Source organism: Pseudacidovorax intermedius (assembly GCF_001476815.1).
Classification (GTDB): domain Bacteria; phylum Pseudomonadota; class Gammaproteobacteria; order Burkholderiales; family Burkholderiaceae_C; genus Xenophilus; species Xenophilus intermedius_A.
Genome location: NZ_LDSL01000098.1, coordinates 42,630 through 60,476 on the forward strand (window position 1 = coordinate 42,630; position 17,847 = coordinate 60,476).

The 17,847-nt window shown below is 69.1% G+C and carries 15 protein-coding genes; 12 read left to right on the forward strand and 3 right to left on the reverse strand.

Annotation, left to right across the window (positions count from 1 at the left end):
* Positions 1–80: 80 nt before the first annotated feature.
* From NS331_RS15655 to NS331_RS15675, 5 genes are all read left to right on the forward strand, one after another.
* A complete protein-coding gene (locus NS331_RS15655; protein ID WP_058642898.1) occupies positions 81–521 on the forward strand; it encodes a PACE efflux transporter in 441 nt (146 codons plus the stop codon).
* Positions 522–772: 251 nt separating this feature from the next.
* Entirely contained in the window at positions 773–3,475 is a 2,703-nt protein-coding gene (gene metH, locus NS331_RS15660) for a methionine synthase (RefSeq protein ID WP_082702536.1), read from the forward strand.
* Between the two features lie 49 nt (positions 3,476–3,524).
* A complete protein-coding gene (locus NS331_RS15665) occupies positions 3,525–5,294 on the forward strand; it encodes an ArnT family glycosyltransferase (RefSeq protein ID WP_242873771.1) in 1,770 nt (589 codons plus the stop codon).
* A 50-nt stretch (positions 5,295–5,344) separates the two neighbouring features.
* Positions 5,345–6,286 carry a glycosyltransferase family 2 protein gene (locus NS331_RS15670; protein ID WP_058642900.1) on the forward strand — a complete coding sequence of 314 codons (942 nt, stop codon included), beginning with the start codon at positions 5,345–5,347 and terminating at the stop codon, positions 6,284–6,286.
* The gene (locus NS331_RS15675) at positions 6,283–6,678 is read left to right on the forward strand and encodes a GtrA family protein (protein ID WP_082702537.1); all 396 of its coding nucleotides are present in this window, start codon (positions 6,283–6,285) and stop codon (positions 6,676–6,678) included. The genes NS331_RS15670 and NS331_RS15675 overlap by 4 nt, the downstream gene beginning before the upstream one ends.
* Positions 6,679–6,828: 150 nt before the next feature.
* On the opposite strand, the gene NS331_RS15680 is transcribed toward NS331_RS15675, so the two are convergent.
* The 3 genes from NS331_RS15680 to NS331_RS15690 all read right to left on the reverse strand — a co-directional run bounded on the left by NS331_RS15680 (position 6,829) and on the right by NS331_RS15690 (position 9,620).
* Positions 6,829–8,028 (reverse strand): amidohydrolase family protein, encoded by a 1,200-nt coding sequence (locus tag NS331_RS15680; RefSeq protein WP_058642901.1) that lies wholly within the window; start codon positions 8,026–8,028, stop codon positions 6,829–6,831.
* Positions 7,974–8,732, reverse strand: coding sequence for a TetR/AcrR family transcriptional regulator (locus tag NS331_RS15685; RefSeq protein ID WP_058642902.1), 759 nt, complete (start codon positions 8,730–8,732; stop codon positions 7,974–7,976). Before NS331_RS15685 ends, NS331_RS15680 begins: the two co-directional genes overlap by 55 nt.
* Positions 8,733–8,846: 114 nt before the next feature.
* On the reverse strand, positions 8,847–9,620 hold the full coding sequence (locus NS331_RS15690) for a ferredoxin--NADP reductase (protein ID WP_058642903.1): 774 nt from the start codon (positions 9,618–9,620) through the stop codon (positions 8,847–8,849).
* 288 nt (positions 9,621–9,908) lie between these two features.
* On the opposite strand from NS331_RS15690, the gene NS331_RS15695 reads away from it, so the two are divergent.
* The 7 genes from NS331_RS15695 to NS331_RS15725 all read left to right on the forward strand — a co-directional run bounded on the left by NS331_RS15695 (position 9,909) and on the right by NS331_RS15725 (position 17,815).
* A complete protein-coding gene (locus NS331_RS15695; RefSeq protein ID WP_058642904.1) occupies positions 9,909–11,537 on the forward strand; it encodes a hypothetical protein in 1,629 nt (542 codons plus the stop codon).
* 21 nt (positions 11,538–11,558) lie between these two features.
* Entirely contained in the window at positions 11,559–12,449 is an 891-nt protein-coding gene (locus tag NS331_RS15700; RefSeq protein WP_058642905.1) for a UPF0280 family protein, read from the forward strand.
* Between the two features lie 24 nt (positions 12,450–12,473).
* Positions 12,474–13,115, forward strand: coding sequence for an amino acid synthesis family protein (locus NS331_RS15705; protein WP_058642906.1), 642 nt, complete (start codon positions 12,474–12,476; stop codon positions 13,113–13,115).
* A 28-nt stretch (positions 13,116–13,143) separates the two neighbouring features.
* Positions 13,144–13,728 (forward strand): amino acid synthesis family protein, encoded by a 585-nt coding sequence (locus tag NS331_RS15710; protein ID WP_058642907.1) that lies wholly within the window; start codon positions 13,144–13,146, stop codon positions 13,726–13,728.
* Positions 13,729–13,798: 70 nt separating this feature from the next.
* On the forward strand, positions 13,799–15,013 hold the full coding sequence (locus NS331_RS15715) for an ABC transporter substrate-binding protein (protein ID WP_058642908.1): 1,215 nt from the start codon (positions 13,799–13,801) through the stop codon (positions 15,011–15,013).
* Between the two features lie 32 nt (positions 15,014–15,045).
* Complete coding sequence (locus NS331_RS15720; protein WP_058642909.1) at positions 15,046–17,001, forward strand: ABC transporter permease; 1,956 nt, start codon at positions 15,046–15,048, stop codon at positions 16,999–17,001.
* Between the two features lie 49 nt (positions 17,002–17,050).
* On the forward strand, positions 17,051–17,815 hold the full coding sequence (locus NS331_RS15725) for an ABC transporter ATP-binding protein (protein ID WP_058642910.1): 765 nt from the start codon (positions 17,051–17,053) through the stop codon (positions 17,813–17,815).
* Positions 17,816–17,847: the final 32 nt, after the last annotated feature.

The window sequence follows — 17,847 nt, forward strand, 5'->3', positions numbered from 1 at the left end:
CTGACTTTATGTGTCAGTGCGACAGAAATAAAGTGCTGCCATCGTTCACCGTGTTTCCGAGTCGAAAGAAAGAAGAAGCCATGCAGGGCATCAAGCGCCGCGTCGTCTACATCACCCTCTACGAGGGCATCGCCATCGTGGTCGCCAGCCTGGGCCTGGCCTGGATGTCGGGGCAGGGCGTGGGCCATTCGGGGGTGGTGGCGGTGATGGCCTCGGCCATCGCCATCGTCTGGAACCTGCTGTTCAACAGCCTGTTCGAGCGCTGGGAGGCCCGCCAGGCCACGCGCGGCCGCAGCCTGGGGCGGCGGATCGCGCATGCCATCGGCTTCGAGGGCGGACTGGTGATGCTGCTGGTGCCGACCATCGCCTGGTGGCTGGGCATCAGCCTGTGGGACGCGCTGGTCATGGACCTGGCGCTGGTGGTGTTCTTCCTCGTCTACACCTTCGTCTTCAACTGGGTGTTCGATGCCGTGTTCGGGTTGCCGGCCTCGGCGGCAGCGCAGCCGGCCGGCGCCACCTGAGGCAGCCGGCCGCGCCCCGGGCTTTCCGGGTTATCCCTCGCCAGCCCCTATAAAATCCGCGCTCCCCGCCCAAGGAGCGTTGCAACGGCGGGCCCCGGCGCGCCGACTGGCGGATGCGCCCGAGCGGCCCGGGCCGTGAGGCTTGGCGGGACCGGACGCCCCGCGCCAGGCGCCGGCCGCAACGACGCTCACCTGATCCCTTGCCCCCAGGTGTGCCGTCCATGAGTTCTTCCGCGTCTTCCGTTCCCCCCATGCTGCTGTCCGGCCTGGAGCCGGTCGTCATCGACGCGGGCACGCTGTTCGTCAACATCGGCGAGCGCACCAACGTCACGGGCTCCAAGGCCTTCGCCCGCATGATTCTCAACGGCCAGTTCGAGGAAGCGCTGGCCGTGGCCCGCCAGCAGGTCGAGAACGGCGCGCAGGTGATCGACATCAACATGGACGAGGCCATGCTCGACAGCAAGGCGGCCATGGTGCGCTTTCTGAACCTGATCGCCAGCGAGCCCGACATCGCGCGCGTGCCGATCATGGTCGACAGCTCCAAGTGGGAGGTGATCGAGGCCGGCCTGCGCTGCATCCAGGGCAAGGGCATCGTCAATTCCATCTCCATGAAGGAGGGGGTGGACAAGTTCAAGCACGAGGCGCGGCTGATCCGCCGCTATGGCGCCGCCGCGGTGGTGATGGCCTTCGACGAGCAGGGCCAGGCCGACACATACGCCCGCAAGATCGAGATCTGCGAACGGGCCTACCGCGTGCTGGTCGACGAGGTGGGCTTTCCGCCCGAGGACATCATCTTCGACCCCAACATCTTCGCGGTGGCCACGGGCATCGAGGAGCACAACAACTACGCCGTCGACTTCATCGAGGCCACGCGCTGGATCAAGCAGAACCTGCCGGGCGCCAAGGTGTCGGGCGGCGTGTCGAACGTGAGCTTCAGCTTCCGCGGCAACGATCCGGTGCGCGAGGCGATCCATACCGTCTTCCTGTACCACGCCATCCAGGCGGGCATGGACATGGGCATCGTCAACGCCGGCATGGTGGGCGTGTACGACGACCTGGAGCCCACCCTGCGCGAGCGCGTGGAGGACGTGGTGCTCAACCGCCGCCCCGATGCCGGCGAGCGCCTGGTGGAGATTGCCGAGAGCGCCAAGGGCGCCGCCAAGGACGACAGCAAGAAGCTCGAATGGCGCGGCGGCAACGTCAACGAGCGCCTGGCCCATGCGCTGGTGCACGGCATCACCGACTTCATCGTCGACGACACCGAAGAGGCCTACCAGGCCATCGTGGCCCAGCCGGGCGGCCGGCCGCTGCACGTCATCGAAGGTCCGCTGATGGACGGCATGAACATCGTGGGCGACCTGTTCGGTGCCGGCAAGATGTTCCTGCCGCAGGTGGTCAAGAGCGCGCGCGTGATGAAGCAGGCCGTGGCCCACCTCATTCCCTACATCGAGGAAGAGAAGAAGCGCGACGAGGCCGCGGGCCGCGACGTGCGCTCCAAGGGCAAGATCGTCATCGCCACCGTCAAGGGCGACGTGCACGACATCGGCAAGAACATCGTCACCGTCGTGCTCCAGTGCAACAACTTCGAGGTGGTGAACATGGGCGTGATGGTCCCGTGCCACGAGATCCTGGCCCGCGCCAAGGTAGAGGGCGCGGACATCGTCGGCCTGTCGGGCCTGATCACGCCCAGCCTGGAAGAAATGCAGTACGTGGCCGGCGAGATGCAGAAGGACGAGCACTTCCGCGTCAGGAAGATCCCATTGATGATCGGCGGCGCCACCACCAGCCGGGTGCACACGGCCGTCAAGATCGCGCCGCACTACGAAGGCCCCGTGGTCTACGTGCCCGATGCCTCGCGCAGCGTGAGCGTGGCGCAGAGCCTGCTGTCCGAGCAGGCGGCGAACTACATCGCCGAGCTCAATGCCGACTACGACAAGGTGCGCCAGCAGCATGCCAACAAGAAGCAGGTGCCGCTGTGGCCGCTGCCCAAGGCCCGCGCCAACAAGACGCCCATCGACTGGACCGGCTACCAGCCGCCCAAGCCGAAGTTCATCGGCCGGCGCATGTTCCGCAACTACGACCTGGCGGACCTGGCGAAGTACATCGACTGGGGCCCCTTCTTCCAGACCTGGGACCTGGCCGGGCCCTTCCCGCAGATCCTGAAGGACGAGATCGTGGGCACCGAGGCGCAGCGCGTCTTCAGCGACGGCAAGCGCATGCTGCAGCGGCTGATCGAGGGCCGCTGGCTCACGGCCAATGCGGTGGTGGGCTTCTGGCCCGCCAACACCGAGCGCGACGACGACATCGTGCTGTATGCCGACGAGTCGCGCCAGACGCCGCTGCTCACCTGGTACGGCCTGCGCCAGCAGACCGAGAAGCAGGCGGTGGACGGCGTGATGCGCCCCAGCCGCTGCTTGGCCGACTTCGTGGCGCCGCGCGATTCGGGCGTGGCCGACTACGTGGGCGCCTTCGCCGTCACGGCCGGCATCGGTGCCGAAAAGCGCGAAAAACACTTCCTCGACGACCTGGACGACTACTCCGCCATCATGTTCAAGGCCCTGGCCGACCGCCTGGCCGAGGCCTTCGCCGAGGCGCTGCACCACCGGGTGCGGCTGGACCTGTGGGGCTATGCGGCCGACGAGCAGCTGAGCAATGAGGACATGATCAAGGAGGCGTACCGCGGCATCCGCCCGGCGCCCGGCTACCCGGCCTGCCCGGACCACAGCGTCAAGGGCCCGATGTTCGAGCTGCTGCAGTGCGCCGACATCGGCATGGGCCTGACCGATTCGCTGGCCATGACGCCGGCGGCCAGCGTGTCGGGCTTCTACCTGAGCCATCCGGACAGCACCTACTTCAACGTGGGCAAGATCGGGCACGACCAGCTGCAGGACCAGGCGGCGCGCCGGCGCGTGGCCGAGGCCGAACTCGAGCGTTTGTTGGCGCCGAACCTCTGAAGCGGAGGCTGCCATTTTTCTCCTGCTGCAGAAGCTGAGCTTCACGGCCGTGCACCTTGCCGGCCTGGCCTTGGTGGTGCTGTCGCTCTGGGGCGCAGGCGATGCGCTGATGCGGCGGCTGTGGGCCGGTGCGCGGGATACGCCCGGTCGCGACGATCCCTGGCTGCGCATGGCGCTGTCCGCCGCCACTGGTCTCGGCCTGGCCATCGTGGCATTGCAGGCCCTGGGCATTGCCGGCCTGCTCCGGCCACCCGCAACGCTGGCACTGTTGGCGCTTGGGCTGGCGCTGGCCTTATGGCGCCTGCCCGCGCAGTGGCGGCTGCTGCGCGCGCTGCCGCCCGGGCCGCCGCTCGGCCGCGCCGAGCGCGTGGCGACGGTCGTCGCCATCGGCGCCTTCGTCATCAGCCTGTTCGAGCCGATGGCGCCGCCGCATGCCTTCGACGAGATGATGTACCACCTGCCCTACGCACGGCAGGTGGCCGAGAGCGGCGCACTGGGCATCCACGACTGGCTGCGCTATCCCTGGTTCCCCTACAACTACGACCTGCTCTATGCCGCCGCGCTGCCGCTGGCGGGTGACGTGTTCCCGCACCTGCTGCATGCGCTGGGCGGCTGGCTGGCAGCGGCGCTGGTCTGGCGCCTGGCCGTGACCCACACCGACCGCGTCTGCGCCGCCATCGCGCTGGCGGCGTGGCTGATGATGGGCGAGTTCTTCAACGCCCTCATCGACATGGGCGTGGCGCTGTTCGTGGTGGCGGCCTTCACCGTGCTGTGGCTGTGGTGGAGCACGCCGGCCTCGGCTGCGGGCGGTCGCCGGCCCGCGCGCTGGCTGGGCCTGGCGGCCTTCTACCTGGGTGTTGCGGCCGGCAGCAAGTACCAGGCGCTCACCTTCCTGCCGCTGGTGGCCGTGTGCGTGGTCTGGCGCGAGCGCCGGCCGGGGCCCTGGCTGCTGGCCCTGGCCTGCTTCCTGCTGCCGTGCATCTACTGGTTCGGCCGCAACTGGGCACAGACGGGCGACCCCTTCAATCCCATCGGTGCCAAGGTGTTCGGCTTCACCAACTGGAATGCGGACGACTACAAGCGCCAGGTCGACGACGTGCGCCTGCATGCCAGCCTGCCCAACGTGATGCTGTGGCCGGCGCTGCTGGTGCCCTTCAGCCTGGCCTGGAAGACGCGGCCTGCCGTGCGGGCGGCCGCGCTGTTCGGCGCCTGGTCGCTGCTGGTGTGGCTGGCCACCTCGCGCTACCCGCGCTACATGATGGCGTCCTTTCCCCTCCTGGCGTGGCTGGGCGCCATCGGCTGGCAGCAGCTGTGGCGGTGGACGGCCGCGGCCCTGGCGCGCCGTGGCGGCGAGCGGCTGCAGGCGCGCGTGAGCCGCGGCCTCGGCGCGGCGCTGGTCGCCGTCCTGGCGCTGGCCGGCGTGCTGCGGCTGGGCAAGCATGTGCAGCAGATCGCGCCCACGCCCGAGACGCGCGAGGCCTACCTGGCCGCCCACGTGCCCGGCTACGAGGTGCTGCGCTGGCTGCGTGCGAACCCGCAGTCCGGCCGGCTGTACCAGGTGGGGCTGAGCGACGCGATCTATTTCGCGCCCAACCCCGTGTGGGGCGACGTGTTCGGCCCCTACCGCTATGCCGACTTCCTGCTGCTGCCGCCGCCCGAGATGGCCCGCAAGTTCGTGCAGCACGGCTTCGGTACCATCGTCGTCCAGACGGCAGTCGGGCCCTACGTCACCGGCGTGCCGGGCTTCGAGCGCCACTTCCAGCTGATGGTGCAGAAGGATGGCGTGAAGGCCTACCGCATCGTGGCCGACGCGCCCTGAGGGCTGTCTCGCCCGCCGCCTCTTCCCCTCCAGCCCTTTCCCCATCGCCCATGCGCATCGCTGCGGTCATCCCCTGCTACAACGAAGCCCTGGCCATCGCGCAGGTGATCGAGGCCTTCCGCCTGCACCTGCCGCAGGCGCAGGTGCACGTGTTCGACAACGCCTCCACCGACGGCACGGCAGAGGTTGCGCGGGCCCACGGGGCCCGCGTGACGCTCGTGCGCCTGCGCGGCAAGGGCAATGTGGTGCGGCGCATGTTCGCGGACGTCGAGGCCGACATCTACGTCATGGTCGACGGCGACGCCACCTACGACCTGGCGCGGCTGCCCGAAATGATCGCCCTGCTGGTGCGGGACAACCTCGACATGGTGGTCGGCGCGCGGCAGGACGACCAGCAGGACGCCCAGACCTACCGCCGCGGCCACCGCCTGGGCAACCGCATGCTCACCGGTGCCGTCGTCCAGCTCTTCGGCGGCGAGTTCAGCGACATGCTGTCCGGCCTGCGCGTGTTCTCGCGGCGCTACGTCAAGTCCTTCCCGGCGCTGTCGCAGGGCTTCGAGACCGAGACCGAACTGACGGTGCATGCGCTGGAACTGCGCATGCCCTGGGACGAGCTGCCGGTGCGCTACCTCTCGCGGCCCGAGGGCTCGGAGAGCAAGCTGTCGACCTACCGCGACGGCTGGCGCATCCTGGGCACCATCACCAAGCTGTTCGTGAGCGAGCGGCCGCTGCTGTTCTTCATGGTCGTGGCGGCGGTGCTGGCCTTCGCCGCCGTGGCGCTGGCCGTGCCGCTGCTCGTGACCTACCTGCAGACCGGCCTGGTGCCGCGCCTGCCCACGGCCGTGCTGGTCACCGGCCTGATGCTGGCCGCCATGCTCTCCGCCAGCTGCGGCGCCGTGCTGCGCACCGTCACGCTGGGCCGCCGCGAGGCCAAGCGCATCGCCTACCTGGCCATCCCGGGGGCGGCGCAACTGGCGCGGACCGAGGCATGATCCCGGCGCCCCTGCTGCGGCGCCTGCTGAGCTTCGGCATTGCCGGCGGCATCGGCTTCGTGGTGGATGCCGGCCTGCTGTACCTGCTGGCGCCGCACCTGGGCTGGTACGCGGGGCGGGTCCTGTCCTTCTGGGGCGCGGCCACCGCCACCTGGCTGATCAACCGGCGCTTCACCTTTGCCGACAGCGCACGGCGGCTGCCGCTGTGGCAGGAATACCTGCGCTACCTCGCGGCCATGCTGGGTGGTGCCGTCGTCAACTACGCAGCCTACGTCGCCGTGCTGCACTCGCTCGAGGGCCCCGCCGCGCCGCTGATCGGCGTGGCCGCCGGCAGCATCGCGGGCATGGGCGTCAACTACCTGTCGGCACGCTACCTGGTGTTCAGGCGCTGAGAACCGGCGCCGCTTTTCTGATCGAAGGGCCGCGGAGCAGGCCATGCCAGTGCACCCGCGGACCGGGCTTGGCCCGGCCGCCGGGTGCGCCCCTTGAGGGGGATTGGACTTCCACACGCAGTGAGGAAGTCCAAACGGGGTGGTTTCATTTCAATGCGCGCCCGACAGGACGACCGGGACCTCGGTCGCCGGCGGCGTGTTGCGGCTGCGGCCGCAGCGCACGATGCCGTCGATCATCACCATGCCCACGCCGGGCAGGTCGCCCAGCTGCACGCTCTCCAGCAGGGTGCGGCCGGGCGTGTGCTGGGCCCGGTCCAGGAAGACGAAGTCGGCCGCGTAGCCCTTGTCGATCAGGCCGCAGTTGAGCTTGCGCATGCGCGCCGTGTTGCCGGTGGCGAAGCAGAACACCAGCTCGGCCGGGATGTTGGCCAGCGAGGACAGCATGGCGATCATGCGCAGGATGCCCAGCGGCTGCACGCCCGAGCCGGCCGGGCCGTCGGTGCCCAGGATCACGCGGTGCGGGCACTTGAGCTCCAGTGCCGCACGCGCCGCCGCGATGGCCACGCGCTCGTTGCCGTTGTGGACGATCTCGATGCCCCGCGTGCTCTTCTCGCACAGCTCGCACACGTGCGCCTCGGGCAGCGAGGTGTGGCCGCCGTTGATGTGGCCGATGATGTCGGCGTCGGCCTCCAGCACCACGTCCTTGTCGATCAGGCCCGAGCCGGGAATCGACGGGCCGCCCGTGTGGATGGTGCTCTGGATGCCGTACTTGCGGGCCCAGGCCACCATCTCCTTGGCCTCGTAGCCGGCCTTGACGCTGCCCAGGCCGACCTCGCCCAGCAGGCCGACGCCGGCCTCGGCCAGTTCCTTGAAGTCGCTCTCGACCATGCCCTTTTCGATCACCGGCGCGCCGGCCAGCACCTTCACGCCGCCGGGGCGGAAGGCGTCGAAGGCACGCTGCGCGGTGATGGCCAGGGCCTTCAGGCCCACGATGTCCTTGGGCCGGCCGGGATAGTGCACCTCGCCGGCCGAGATCATGGTGGTCACGCCGCCGTTCATGCTGGACTCGATCCAGTTGAGCTGGCTCTGCCGCGGCGTCCAGTCGCCGGCCACGGGGTGCACATGGCTGTCGATCAGGCCCGGCGCCACGCAGGTCTGGCGTGCGTCGATGACCGTGGTGGCGCCTTCGACGTCGCAGTCCTTGTAGCGGCCGACGGCGGCGATCAGGCCGTCCTGGACGACGATGGTGTCGGCCTGCAGGATGGGCTGGTCGATGTCGCCCGAAAGCAGCAGCCCTATGTTCTGGATGACGACCTTGCCCGACTTGCCGGCGGCGGCGACTTCTGCCATTTTTTGGTTTCCTCGTGGGGTGGGAGAGATTCCGTGCTGTCGTCCTGCCGCACCGCGCGCAGCACCGTCTCGGTCACGAAGGCCTCCCAGTGCTGGGCGGCCTCGGGGGCCTCGAGCTGCTCGCCCAGGAAGCTGGCGAGCGTGTAGCGGTTGGACATGTAGAAGTAGCCCGTCGCCGCGATCAGCAGGTAGACGTCGCGCGCGGCCAGGTCGGGGCGGAACAGGCCCTGGGCCGCGCCGCTTTCCAGAATCGAGGCAATCACCGCCACCGCCCGCGACGAGTACTCGCGCGCCCGCAGCGACTTGGCGATGTGCCGGCCCTTGTGCAGGTTCTCGGTGTTGAGCAGGGTGACGAAGTCGGGGTTGCGCCGGTAGTAGCCCAGCACGAAGCGGATCACCTCGGTCAGCGCCTCGACCGGGCGGGCCATGTCCAGCGCCATGGCGGCCTCGGCCTCGTCCATGCGCTGGTAGATGCCCTCCAGCACGGCCACGAACAGGCCTTCCTTGCTGCCGAAGTAGTAATAGATCATCCGGTCGTACGACTTGGCCGCGCGGGAGATCTTCTCCACGCTGCCGCCCTCGTAGCCGTACCTGGCGAACACCTTGGTGGCCGCCCGCAGGATGGCCTCGCGCGAGGCCTGCGCCTGCGCCTCGCGCACGCCGGTCTTGCGCTGCGGCTTGGCGGGCGTCTTGCGTGTGGCCAAGGTGTCAGGTCCTCGAAAAGATGCGGCCGAGCGCCGGGCCGCCCCAAGCCGGCCGCGCCGCCCCCTCGGGGGGTGGCGTTACACGCGCGCAGCGCGTGAAAAGCCGGGGGGCTGTCATTTCTCTACAAAGGCGCGCTCTACGACGTAATCGCCGGGAGTGGTGGTGTTGCCCTCGTGGAAGCCGCGCTGCTCCAGGATCAGCTTCATGTCGGCCAGCAGCATGGGGCTGCCGCACAGCATCACGCGGTCTTCCTCGGGATTGAGCGGCGGCAGGCCCAGGTCGTCGGTGAGCTTGTTGCTGGTGATCAGGTCGGTGATGCGGCCCTGGTTGCGGAAGGGCTCGCGCGTCACGGTGGGGTAGTACAGCAGCTGCTCGCTCACCATCTCGCCCAGGAATTCGTGGTGCGGCAGGTCCTGCGTGATGGTGTCGTGGTAGGCCAGCTCGTTCACTTCGCGCACGCCGTGCACCAGGATGACCTTCTCGAACTTCTCGTAGGTCTCGGGGTCGCGGATCACGCTCAGGAAGGGCGCGACGCCGGTGCCGGTGCCGAAGAGGTACAGGCGCTTGCCGGGCAGGGTGTAGTCGATCAGCAGCGTGCCGGTGGGCTTGCGGCCGACCACGATGGTGTCGCCGACCTGGATGTGCTGCAGCCGCGAGGTGAGGGGGCCGTCGGGCACCTTGATGCTCAGGAACTCGAGGTGTTCCTCGTAGTTCGCGCTCACGATGCTGTAGGCGCGCAGCAGCGGCTTGCCGTCGACCTTCAAGCCGATCATCGTGAAGTGCCCGTTGGAAAAGCGCAGGGCAGGGTCGCGCGTGGTGGTGAAGCTGAACAGGCGGTCGGTCCAGTGGTGGACGGTCAGGACGCGTTCTTCGGCGAAGGCACTCATAAGCTAATAACCAAATGAAAGGGAAGCTGGCGGGTGGCACGGGGGCATGCGCGACTGGCTTGCGGCGCCACTGGCGGGTGCTGCCCATTTTCGTTCACGACGCACCAGGAGGGGGAGCCGTGCACTCTGGAAAACACCCATGCAAGCATCGCGCCGGGCCGCTAGATTCGTTTCATGTAGCGCTCACAACATGAAGATGGAGCGGATGCTACACAAACGGTGCATCGCCGCCAAGCCGATTCCGGCATGCTTGTTGCACACACAGGCCGCGTTGCACGAAAGCCCACGATGACAGAACACACCAAGACCGACGGCCTGCCCGGCATCGACATGCCGGCCCTGCCCACCCTGCCCGACGGCCTGGGCCGTGCGCCCGCGCGCAACGAGCGCATGAGCGCGAGCAAGGTCGAATGCAATGCCTGCCCGGTGCTGTGCCAGATCTCCGACGGCCGCACCGGTGCCTGCGACCGCTATGCCAATCGCGACGGCGTGCTGGTGCGCACCGACCCGGTGGTCATGCTGCGGCGCGAACTGGATTCGCCCACGCCGGCGCTGGTGCCCTTTGCCCGCCCCGCTGCGGAGACGGTCGAAGAAGCCGCTGCCGATGCGCCGAAGGACGACTGGAACGGCGACCTGCTGCTGGCCGACCAGGTCTTCGTCACCGGCATCGGCAGCTCCACCACCTACCCGGACTACAAGCCCGCGCCCTTCATCGTGGCCTCCAAGGCGCAGGGCGTGGACATGGTCACGGTGGTCACCGAAGGCATCTTCAGCTACTGCAGCGTGAAGGTGAAGATCGACACCGACCGCTTCCTCGGCAGCGAGCAGGCCAACGTCCGCTACAAGGGCGAGGTGGTGGGCCACGTGACCACCGCCGAGTACGGCTCGCAGATGCTGTCGCTGGGCGGCGTGCACCACCTCACCGGCGGCAGCAAGAAGGAAGGTCGCATGACGCTGGAGATGATGCAGCGGCTGTGCAACAAGCAGGCGGCCGAATGCACCATCGACGGCGGCGCCAGCCTGGTCATCCAGGCCGGCCGCGCGCCCATCGTCAACGGCGTGGAAGAGCAGCGCATGCGCGTGGGCTGCGGCTCGGCCACGGTGGGCATCTTCGCCAAGCAGCTGCTGGGCCTGGCCGACGAGGTGGTGGTGGTCGACGACCACATCACCGGCGTGCTCACCGAGCATCAGGCCGGCCGCTGTCTGGCCATGCTGCCTTCGGGCATCCAGATGCGCGGGCGCAAGTCCACGCCGGGGCGCTACTTCCAGGTGGCCAACCCGGGCAGCGGCTGGGGCGGCACCGACATCGCCGACCCGCTGGCCATCATCGAGGGCTGGGAGCCCGGCGTGGCCAGGCCCGGCCTCACGCTGCTGATGACCTCCACCACCGGCGAGCAGGCTGAGTGGTACGTGCTGGACGACGACCTGCGTCCCGTGCCGCAGCCCATGCCCGAGGCCGTGCGCAAGGTGGTCGAGCGCATCGGCGAGAACTGCGAGCCGTCGCTCACCACGGTGCTCTTCCTGGGCGGCGCGGGGGGCAGCCTTCGCGCGGGCGTGACGGAGAACCCGATCCTGCTCACGCGGGCCATCAAGCGCGCGCTGGTCAACGTGACCTGCGGCGGCGCACCGGCCTATGTGTGGCCGGGCGGCGGTATCACCGTCATGGCCGATGTCATGCGCATGCCCGACAACAGCTTCGGCACCGTGCCCACGCCGGCCATCATCGCGCCCATCGAGTTCAGTATGACGTTGCAGGACTACGCCGACCTGGGCGGCCACATGGAGCACGTGATGACGCTGGAGCAGGCCCTGCGCCGCGGCGCATGGCAGGACGACGGCGCGCCGCTCGCCCGCCGCTTCGTCGGCCAGGCCAGCGACAACCCCTGGCCGCTGGGCCACAAGCCCATGCTGGGCTGATCGATCGCGCACACGCACGGCATGCCCGCCCAACGCCAAGCCCTCGATGCCCAGCGCTGGCACTGGCACCACGGTCCCATGGACCTCGTGGTCCAGGCCGAGGGTGAGCCGCGCGCCGTGGCCGAGGCGCACGAGGCGGCCTGGGCGCGCTTCGAAGGCCTGCTCGATGAGCTGGTCGCCGAGTTGCCCGCGCTGCGCCGGCCGGTGTCGGACCATGCGGCCCTGCGTGGCCCCGTCGCGCGCCGCATGCAGGCCGCCTGCCTGCCTTTCCTGCCCGCCTTCATCACGCCGATGGCCGCCGTGGCCGGCGCGGTCGCGCAGGAGCTGATCGCCTTCTACCAACGTGCCGGCGTCACCCGCGCCTGGATCAACAACGGTGGCGACATCGCGCTGCACCTCGCGCCCGGCACCGAGGCGCGCGTCGGCCTCTATGCGGACCTCGCCCGCTTCGACCCGCGCGACGCCGAGCGCCTGCGCACCGATGGGCAGTTCAGCGTGACCGCCGCAGAGCCGGTGCGTGGTATCGCCACCAGCGGCTGGCGCGGCCGCAGCTTCTCGCTCGGCATCGCGGACAGCGTGACGATCCTCGCGGCGACCGCCGCGCAGGCCGACGCCGCGGCGTCGATGGTCGCCAACGCCGTCGATGCAGAGCACCCCGCCATCGAGCGCCGCCCCGCCAACGACTGCAAGGACGACAGCGACCTCGGTGCGCTGCCCGTCACCGTGCAGGTGCCGCCGCTGCCCCCCACCGTGGTGCGCGATGCGGTCGAGGCGGGCCTGGGCCGCGCGAGCGAACTGCAGTCGCGAGGTCTGATCCACGCCGCCGTGATCGTGTGCCAAGGGCAATGGAGAGTGCTGTCGGCACGCAACCCAGCCCTGGCGACAGAGCGCGTTGGTTCAGTATTTGCTTAACGAATCGCATACCCCGTCCACACGATGATCGACATCCGCCGCGTCTTCACCCAGGTCGAGCAGATCCACCACGAATTCGGCCCCCGCGCCGAGCAGCCGCTGGTGCGCGGCGCCATCGGCGCCGTGCTCGCCAACCCCTTCGCCGGCCGCTACGAGCCGGACATCCTGCCCATGATGGCGCTGCTGGATCCGGTCGGCGTGGACATGGCCCAGCGCCTGCTGGCCGCCATGGACGTGCCGCGCGAGGCCATCGCCACCTACGGCAAGGGCGCCATCGTGGGCGCCGCGGGCGAGCTGGAACACGGCGCGCTGTGGCACGTGCCCGGCGGCTATGCCATGCGCGAGCTGCTGGGCTGGAAGGGCGACCGTGCGGCCTACACCGCAGGCAAAGGCGAAACCAAGAGCGGCCAGCCCGGCAATGCGCTGTCCATCGTGCCCTCCGCCAAAAAGGTCGGTCCGCCCGGTGCCGCGCTCGATGTGCCGCTGACCAACATCAACGCCAGCTACGTGCGGGGCCAGTTCGACGCCATCGAGGTGCGCGTGCCCGGCGCGCCCGCGGCCGACGAGATCGTCTTCATCCTCGCCATGACCACCGGCTACCGGGTGCATGCCCGCGTCGGCGGCCTGAAGGCCGAGGACATCAGCCAATGGAACGGCCTGCGCTGAGGCGCGCACCGGACAACAAGGAGCATCCATGCCAGCAGACATCCGCAAACTGATCGTCCAGGTGGACGAGACCCGCAAGGAAATGGGCCAGACCATCGACCCGCCCACGCGCCGCGCCGTCGCCATCGCCGTCATCGCCAACCCCTACGCCGGCCGCTACAGCGAGAACCTGGACGAGCTGATCGCCATCGGCGAAGAGCTGGGCGGCCTGCTCGGCCAGAAGGCCGTGAAGGCGCTGGGCATCGAGCCCGGCCAGGCGCAGAGCTACGGCAAGGCCGCCATCGTCGGCGAGGGCGGCGAGCTGGAGCATGCGGCGGCCATCCTGCATCCCAAGCTGGGCGCGCCGCTGCGCGTGGCCGTGGAGAAGGGCGCCGCGCTGGTGCCCTCGGCCAAGAAGCAGGGCACGCTGGGCACCCCCATCGACGTGCCCCTGGGCCACAAGGACGCCGCCTTCGTGCGCAGCCACTTCGACGCCGTCGAGGCCCGCGTGAGCGATGCGCCACGCGCGGGCGAGATCGTCGTCGCCGTGGCCGTCACCGACAGCGGCCGGCCGCTGCCGCGCATCGGCGGGCTGCAGGTGTCCGAGATCAAGGGCGTGGACGGTCTTCGCTGAACGCGGCGCGGCTATTCTTCGCCTGCTTCATTTCTCCCGCTTTTCCATCCCTTTCGACGAGGAGTTCTCCATGCAACCCTTCCGCCTCCATTTCGGTGCCGCTGCCGCGCTGGCCCTGGCCGCCGGCGCGCTGCTGCCGGCCCACGCCCAGAACGTCATCAAGATCGGCGAGGTCAACAGCTACAAGGCCCAGCCCGCCTTCCTCGAGCCCTACAAGAAGGGCATGGAACTGGCCGTCGACGAGATCAACGCCAAGGGCGGCGTCAACGGCAAGAAGATCGAGCTGATCACCCGCGACGACAACGCCAACCCGGGCGACGCCGTGCGCATGGCCGAGGAACTGGTCTCGCGCGAGAAGGTGGACGTGCTGGCCGGTGCTTTCCTGTCCAACACCGGCTTGGCGCTGGCCGACTTCGCCAAGCAGAAGAAGTTCTTCTACCTGGCCGGCGAGCCGCTGACCGACAAGATGACCTGGCAGGGTGGCAACCAGTACACCTTCCGCCTGCGCCCCGGCACCTACATGCAGGCTGCCATGCTGGTGCCCGAGGCCGTCAAGCAGAAGAAGAAGCGCTGGGCGCTGGTCTACCCCAACTACGAATACGGCCAGTCGGCCGTGGCCGCCTTCAAGAACCTGCTGAAGGCCGCGCAGCCCGACGTGGAGTTCGTCACCGAGCAGGCCACGCCGCTGGGCAAGGTCGACGCCGGCAGCGTGGTGCAGGCCCTGGCCGATGCCAAGCCCGACGCCATCTTCAACGTGCTGTTCGGCGCCGACCTGTCGAAGTTCGTGCGCGAGGGCAACACCCGCGGCCTGTTCAAGGACCGAACCGTCGTCAGCGTGCTGACCGGCGAGCCCGAGTACCTGGACCCGCTCAAGGACGAGGCGCCCGACGGCTGGATCGTGACCGGCTATCCGTACTACGGCGTCAAGACGCCCGAGCACAAGGCCTTCCTCGACGCTTACCAGGCCAAGTTCAAGGACTATCCGCGCCTGGGCTCGGTGGTGGGCTACAGCATGATCAAGTCGGCCGCTGCCGGCATCGCCAAGGCCGGCAGCACCGACGCCGACAAGCTGGTCGCCGCCTTCAAGGGCCTGCAGGTGGACAGCCCCTTCGGCAAGATCACCTACCGCGCCGAAGACCACCAGTCGACCATGGGCGCCTTCGTCGGCAAGACGAAGAACGAGGGCGGCAAGGGCGTGATGGTGGACTACGTCTACTACGACGGCGCCGATGCGCGTTTCCAGCCGCCCGCCGCTGAAGTGAAGAAGTCGCGCTCGGCGGACTGACCGCACGCGTCCCAGAAGAAGAGAACCATGCCATGAGTTTTTCCGGCCTGATCGTCCAGCTCCTGAACGGGCTGGCGTCTGCGTCCTCGCTGTTCCTGGTGGCGGCGGGCCTGTCGCTGATCTTCGGCGTGACGCGCATCGTCAACTTCGCGCATGGCTCCTTCTTCATGGTGGGCATCTACGTCGCCTACACCCTGGCCGACAAGCTGGGCGGCGCCGGTTTCTGGGTGGCGCTGCCGCTGGCGGCCATTGCCGTGGGCGTGCTCGGCGCGGTGATCGAGGTGGTGCTGCTGCGCCGCATCTACAAGGCGCCCGAGCTCTTCCAGCTGCTGGCCACCTTCGCGCTGGTGCTGGTCATCAAGGACGCGGTGCTCTGGCTCTGGGGCCCCGACGAGCTGCTGGGCCCGCGCGCGCCGGGCCTGCGCGGCTCGGTCGAGATTCTGGGCCGGCAGTTCCCGGCTTACGACCTGTTCCTGATCGTCATCGGCCCGGTGGTGCTGGGCTTGGTGTGGCTGCTGCTGACGCGCACCCGTTTCGGCACGCTGGTGCGCGCCGCCACGCAGGACCGCGAGATGGTCAGCGCCCTGGGCGTCAACCAGGCCTGGCTGTTCACGGCGGTGTTCGCGCTGGGCGCGCTGCTGGCCGGCCTGGGCGGCGCGCTGCAACTGCCGCGCGAGCCCGCCACGCTGGAGATGGACCTCAACACCATCGGCGCCGCCTTCGTGGTGGTGGTGGTGGGCGGCATGGGCTCGCTGCCCGGCGCCTATGTCGCGGCCCTGCTCATCGCCGAGATCAAGGCCCTGTGCATCTGGCTGGGCGTTGTCGAGATCGCGGGCATCGCCATCTCCTTTTCCAAGCTCACCTTGGTGGTCGACTTCCTGGTCATGGCCGCCGTGCTGGTCTGGCGGCCCTGGGGCCTGATGGGCCGGCCGCAGGCGCCGAGCCGCTATGTGGGAATGCAGGAAGAGCCGTTGCGCCGCGCGGGCGGCTCCTACGTCGCGGCCGTGGGCGTGCTGGCCCTGGTGCTGGCGGCGATGCCGGTGCTGACGGCCAGCTCGCCCTACACGACGGTACTGCTGATCGACCTGCTGATCGCCGCGCTCTTCGCAGCCAGCCTGCACTTCATCATGGGGCCGGCGGGCATGCATTCCTTCGGCCATGCGGCGTACTTCGGCCTGGGCGCTTACGGGGCTGCGCTGCTGGCGCGCGCCGCCGGCCTGCCGATGGAACTGACGCTGGTGCTGGCGCCGGTGGTGGCGGGCCTCGGCGCCCTGGTCTACGGCTGGTTCGCCGTGCGGCTGTCGGGCGTGTACCTGGCCATGCTGACGCTGGCCTTCGCCCAGATCACCTGGGCCATCGTCTACCAGTGGGACAGCTTCACCGGCGGCAGCAACGGCCTGACGGGCGTGTGGCCGTCGGAGTGGCTCAATGACAAACGCAACTACTACTGGCTCACGCTGGTGCTGGTGGGTGGCGGCCTGTGGTGGCTGCGCCGCGTGCTGTTCTCGCCCTTCGGCTATGCGCTGCGTGCGGGCCGCGACTCGGTGCTGCGCGCCGACGCCATCGGCATCGACGTCAAGCGCATGCAGTGGGCGGGCTTCGTGGTGGCCGGCGCGGTGGCGGGCCTGGCGGGCGGGCTGTTCGCGTATTCCAAGGGCAGCATCTCGCCGGAGACGCTGGCGGTGGGCCGCTCGGTGGACGGCCTGGTGATGGTGCTGCTGGGCGGCATCCAGACCCTGGCCGGCCCGGTGGTGGGCGCCTTCACCTTCACCTGGCTGCACGACATGGTGGCCCGCAACACCGACTACTGGCGCGCCATGCTGGGCGCCATCATCCTGATCCTGGTGCTGCTGTTCCCGCAGGGCATCGCCGGCTCGATCAAGCAACTGGCCGACAAGTGGCGCGAGCGGCGCGACGACGAAGCGGCCGATGAGGCGGCCCAGGCGCCGATGCAGGCCGCCGCCGCGGCGGGGGAGCGTGCGCGATGAGCCGCCGGTCCTGCTGCGTCGTCTTCTTCATCCGCCTGGAGGTGCTCTGATGTCCCTGCTGCATGTCCAGAACCTGGGCAAGTCCTTCGGCGGCGTGAAGGCCGTCGACGGCATCAGCTTCACGCTGGCCAAGGGCGAGCTGCTGGCGCTGATCGGCCCCAACGGCGCCGGCAAGTCCACCACCTTCAACATGGTCAACGGCCAGCTCAAGGCCGACCAGGGCTCCATCACGCTGGACGGCACCGAGCTGGTCGGCAAGAAGCCGCGCGAGATCTGGCGCCTGGGGGTGGGCCGCACCTTCCAGATCGCCGAGACCTTCTCGTCGCTGACGGTGGTGGAGAACGTGCAGATGGCGCTGCTGTCGCACGACGCGAAGCTGTTCGCGATGTGGCGGCGGGCGTCCGACCACAAGCGCGACGAGGCGCTGGCGCTGCTCGAGCAGGTGGGCATGAAGTCGCAGGCCGACCGGCCCTGCAGCGTGCTGGCCTATGGCGACGTCAAGCGCGTGGAGCTGGCGATTGCGATGGCCAACGACCCCAAGCTGCTGCTGATGGACGAGCCCACGGCCGGCATGGCGCCGAAGGAACGCAATTCGCTGATGGCGCTGACCAAGCAGCTGGTGATCGACCGCGGCATGGCGGTGCTGTTCACCGAGCACAGCATGGACGTGGTGTTCGCGTATGCCGACCGCATGATCGTGCTGGCGCGCGGGCGGCTGATCGCCGAGGGCAAGCCGCTGGAGATCCGGGACCATCCGAAGGTGCAGGAGGTGTACTTCGGGTCTGGCAAGACGTTCGAGAAGAAGGCTGCATGAATTGCTTGGTGGCTTCTGTTCGGGGCGCGCCC

Excerpts from the sequence above, each read along its gene's own strand:
- NS331_RS15655 (WP_058642898.1), top strand. The coding sequence starts at position 81 with ATGCAGGGCATCAAGCGCCGCGTCGTCTACATCACCCTCTACGAGGGC.
- metH (WP_082702536.1), top strand. The coding sequence starts at position 773 with ATGCTGCTGTCCGGCCTGGAGCCGGTCGTCATCGACGCGGGCACGCTG.
- NS331_RS15670 (WP_058642900.1), top strand. The coding sequence starts at position 5,345 with ATGCGCATCGCTGCGGTCATCCCCTGCTACAACGAAGCCCTGGCCATC.
- NS331_RS15675 (WP_082702537.1), top strand. The coding sequence starts at position 6,283 with ATGATCCCGGCGCCCCTGCTGCGGCGCCTGCTGAGCTTCGGCATTGCC.
- NS331_RS15680 (WP_058642901.1), bottom strand. The coding sequence starts at position 8,028 with ATGGCAGAAGTCGCCGCCGCCGGCAAGTCGGGCAAGGTCGTCATCCAG.
- NS331_RS15690 (WP_058642903.1), bottom strand. The coding sequence starts at position 9,620 with ATGAGTGCCTTCGCCGAAGAACGCGTCCTGACCGTCCACCACTGGACC.
- NS331_RS15695 (WP_058642904.1), top strand. The coding sequence starts at position 9,909 with ATGACAGAACACACCAAGACCGACGGCCTGCCCGGCATCGACATGCCG.
- NS331_RS15700 (WP_058642905.1), top strand. The coding sequence starts at position 11,559 with ATGCCCGCCCAACGCCAAGCCCTCGATGCCCAGCGCTGGCACTGGCAC.
- NS331_RS15705 (WP_058642906.1), top strand. The coding sequence starts at position 12,474 with ATGATCGACATCCGCCGCGTCTTCACCCAGGTCGAGCAGATCCACCAC.
- NS331_RS15710 (WP_058642907.1), top strand. The coding sequence starts at position 13,144 with ATGCCAGCAGACATCCGCAAACTGATCGTCCAGGTGGACGAGACCCGC.
- NS331_RS15715 (WP_058642908.1), top strand. The coding sequence starts at position 13,799 with ATGCAACCCTTCCGCCTCCATTTCGGTGCCGCTGCCGCGCTGGCCCTG.
- NS331_RS15720 (WP_058642909.1), top strand. The coding sequence starts at position 15,046 with ATGAGTTTTTCCGGCCTGATCGTCCAGCTCCTGAACGGGCTGGCGTCT.
- NS331_RS15725 (WP_058642910.1), top strand. The coding sequence starts at position 17,051 with ATGTCCCTGCTGCATGTCCAGAACCTGGGCAAGTCCTTCGGCGGCGTG.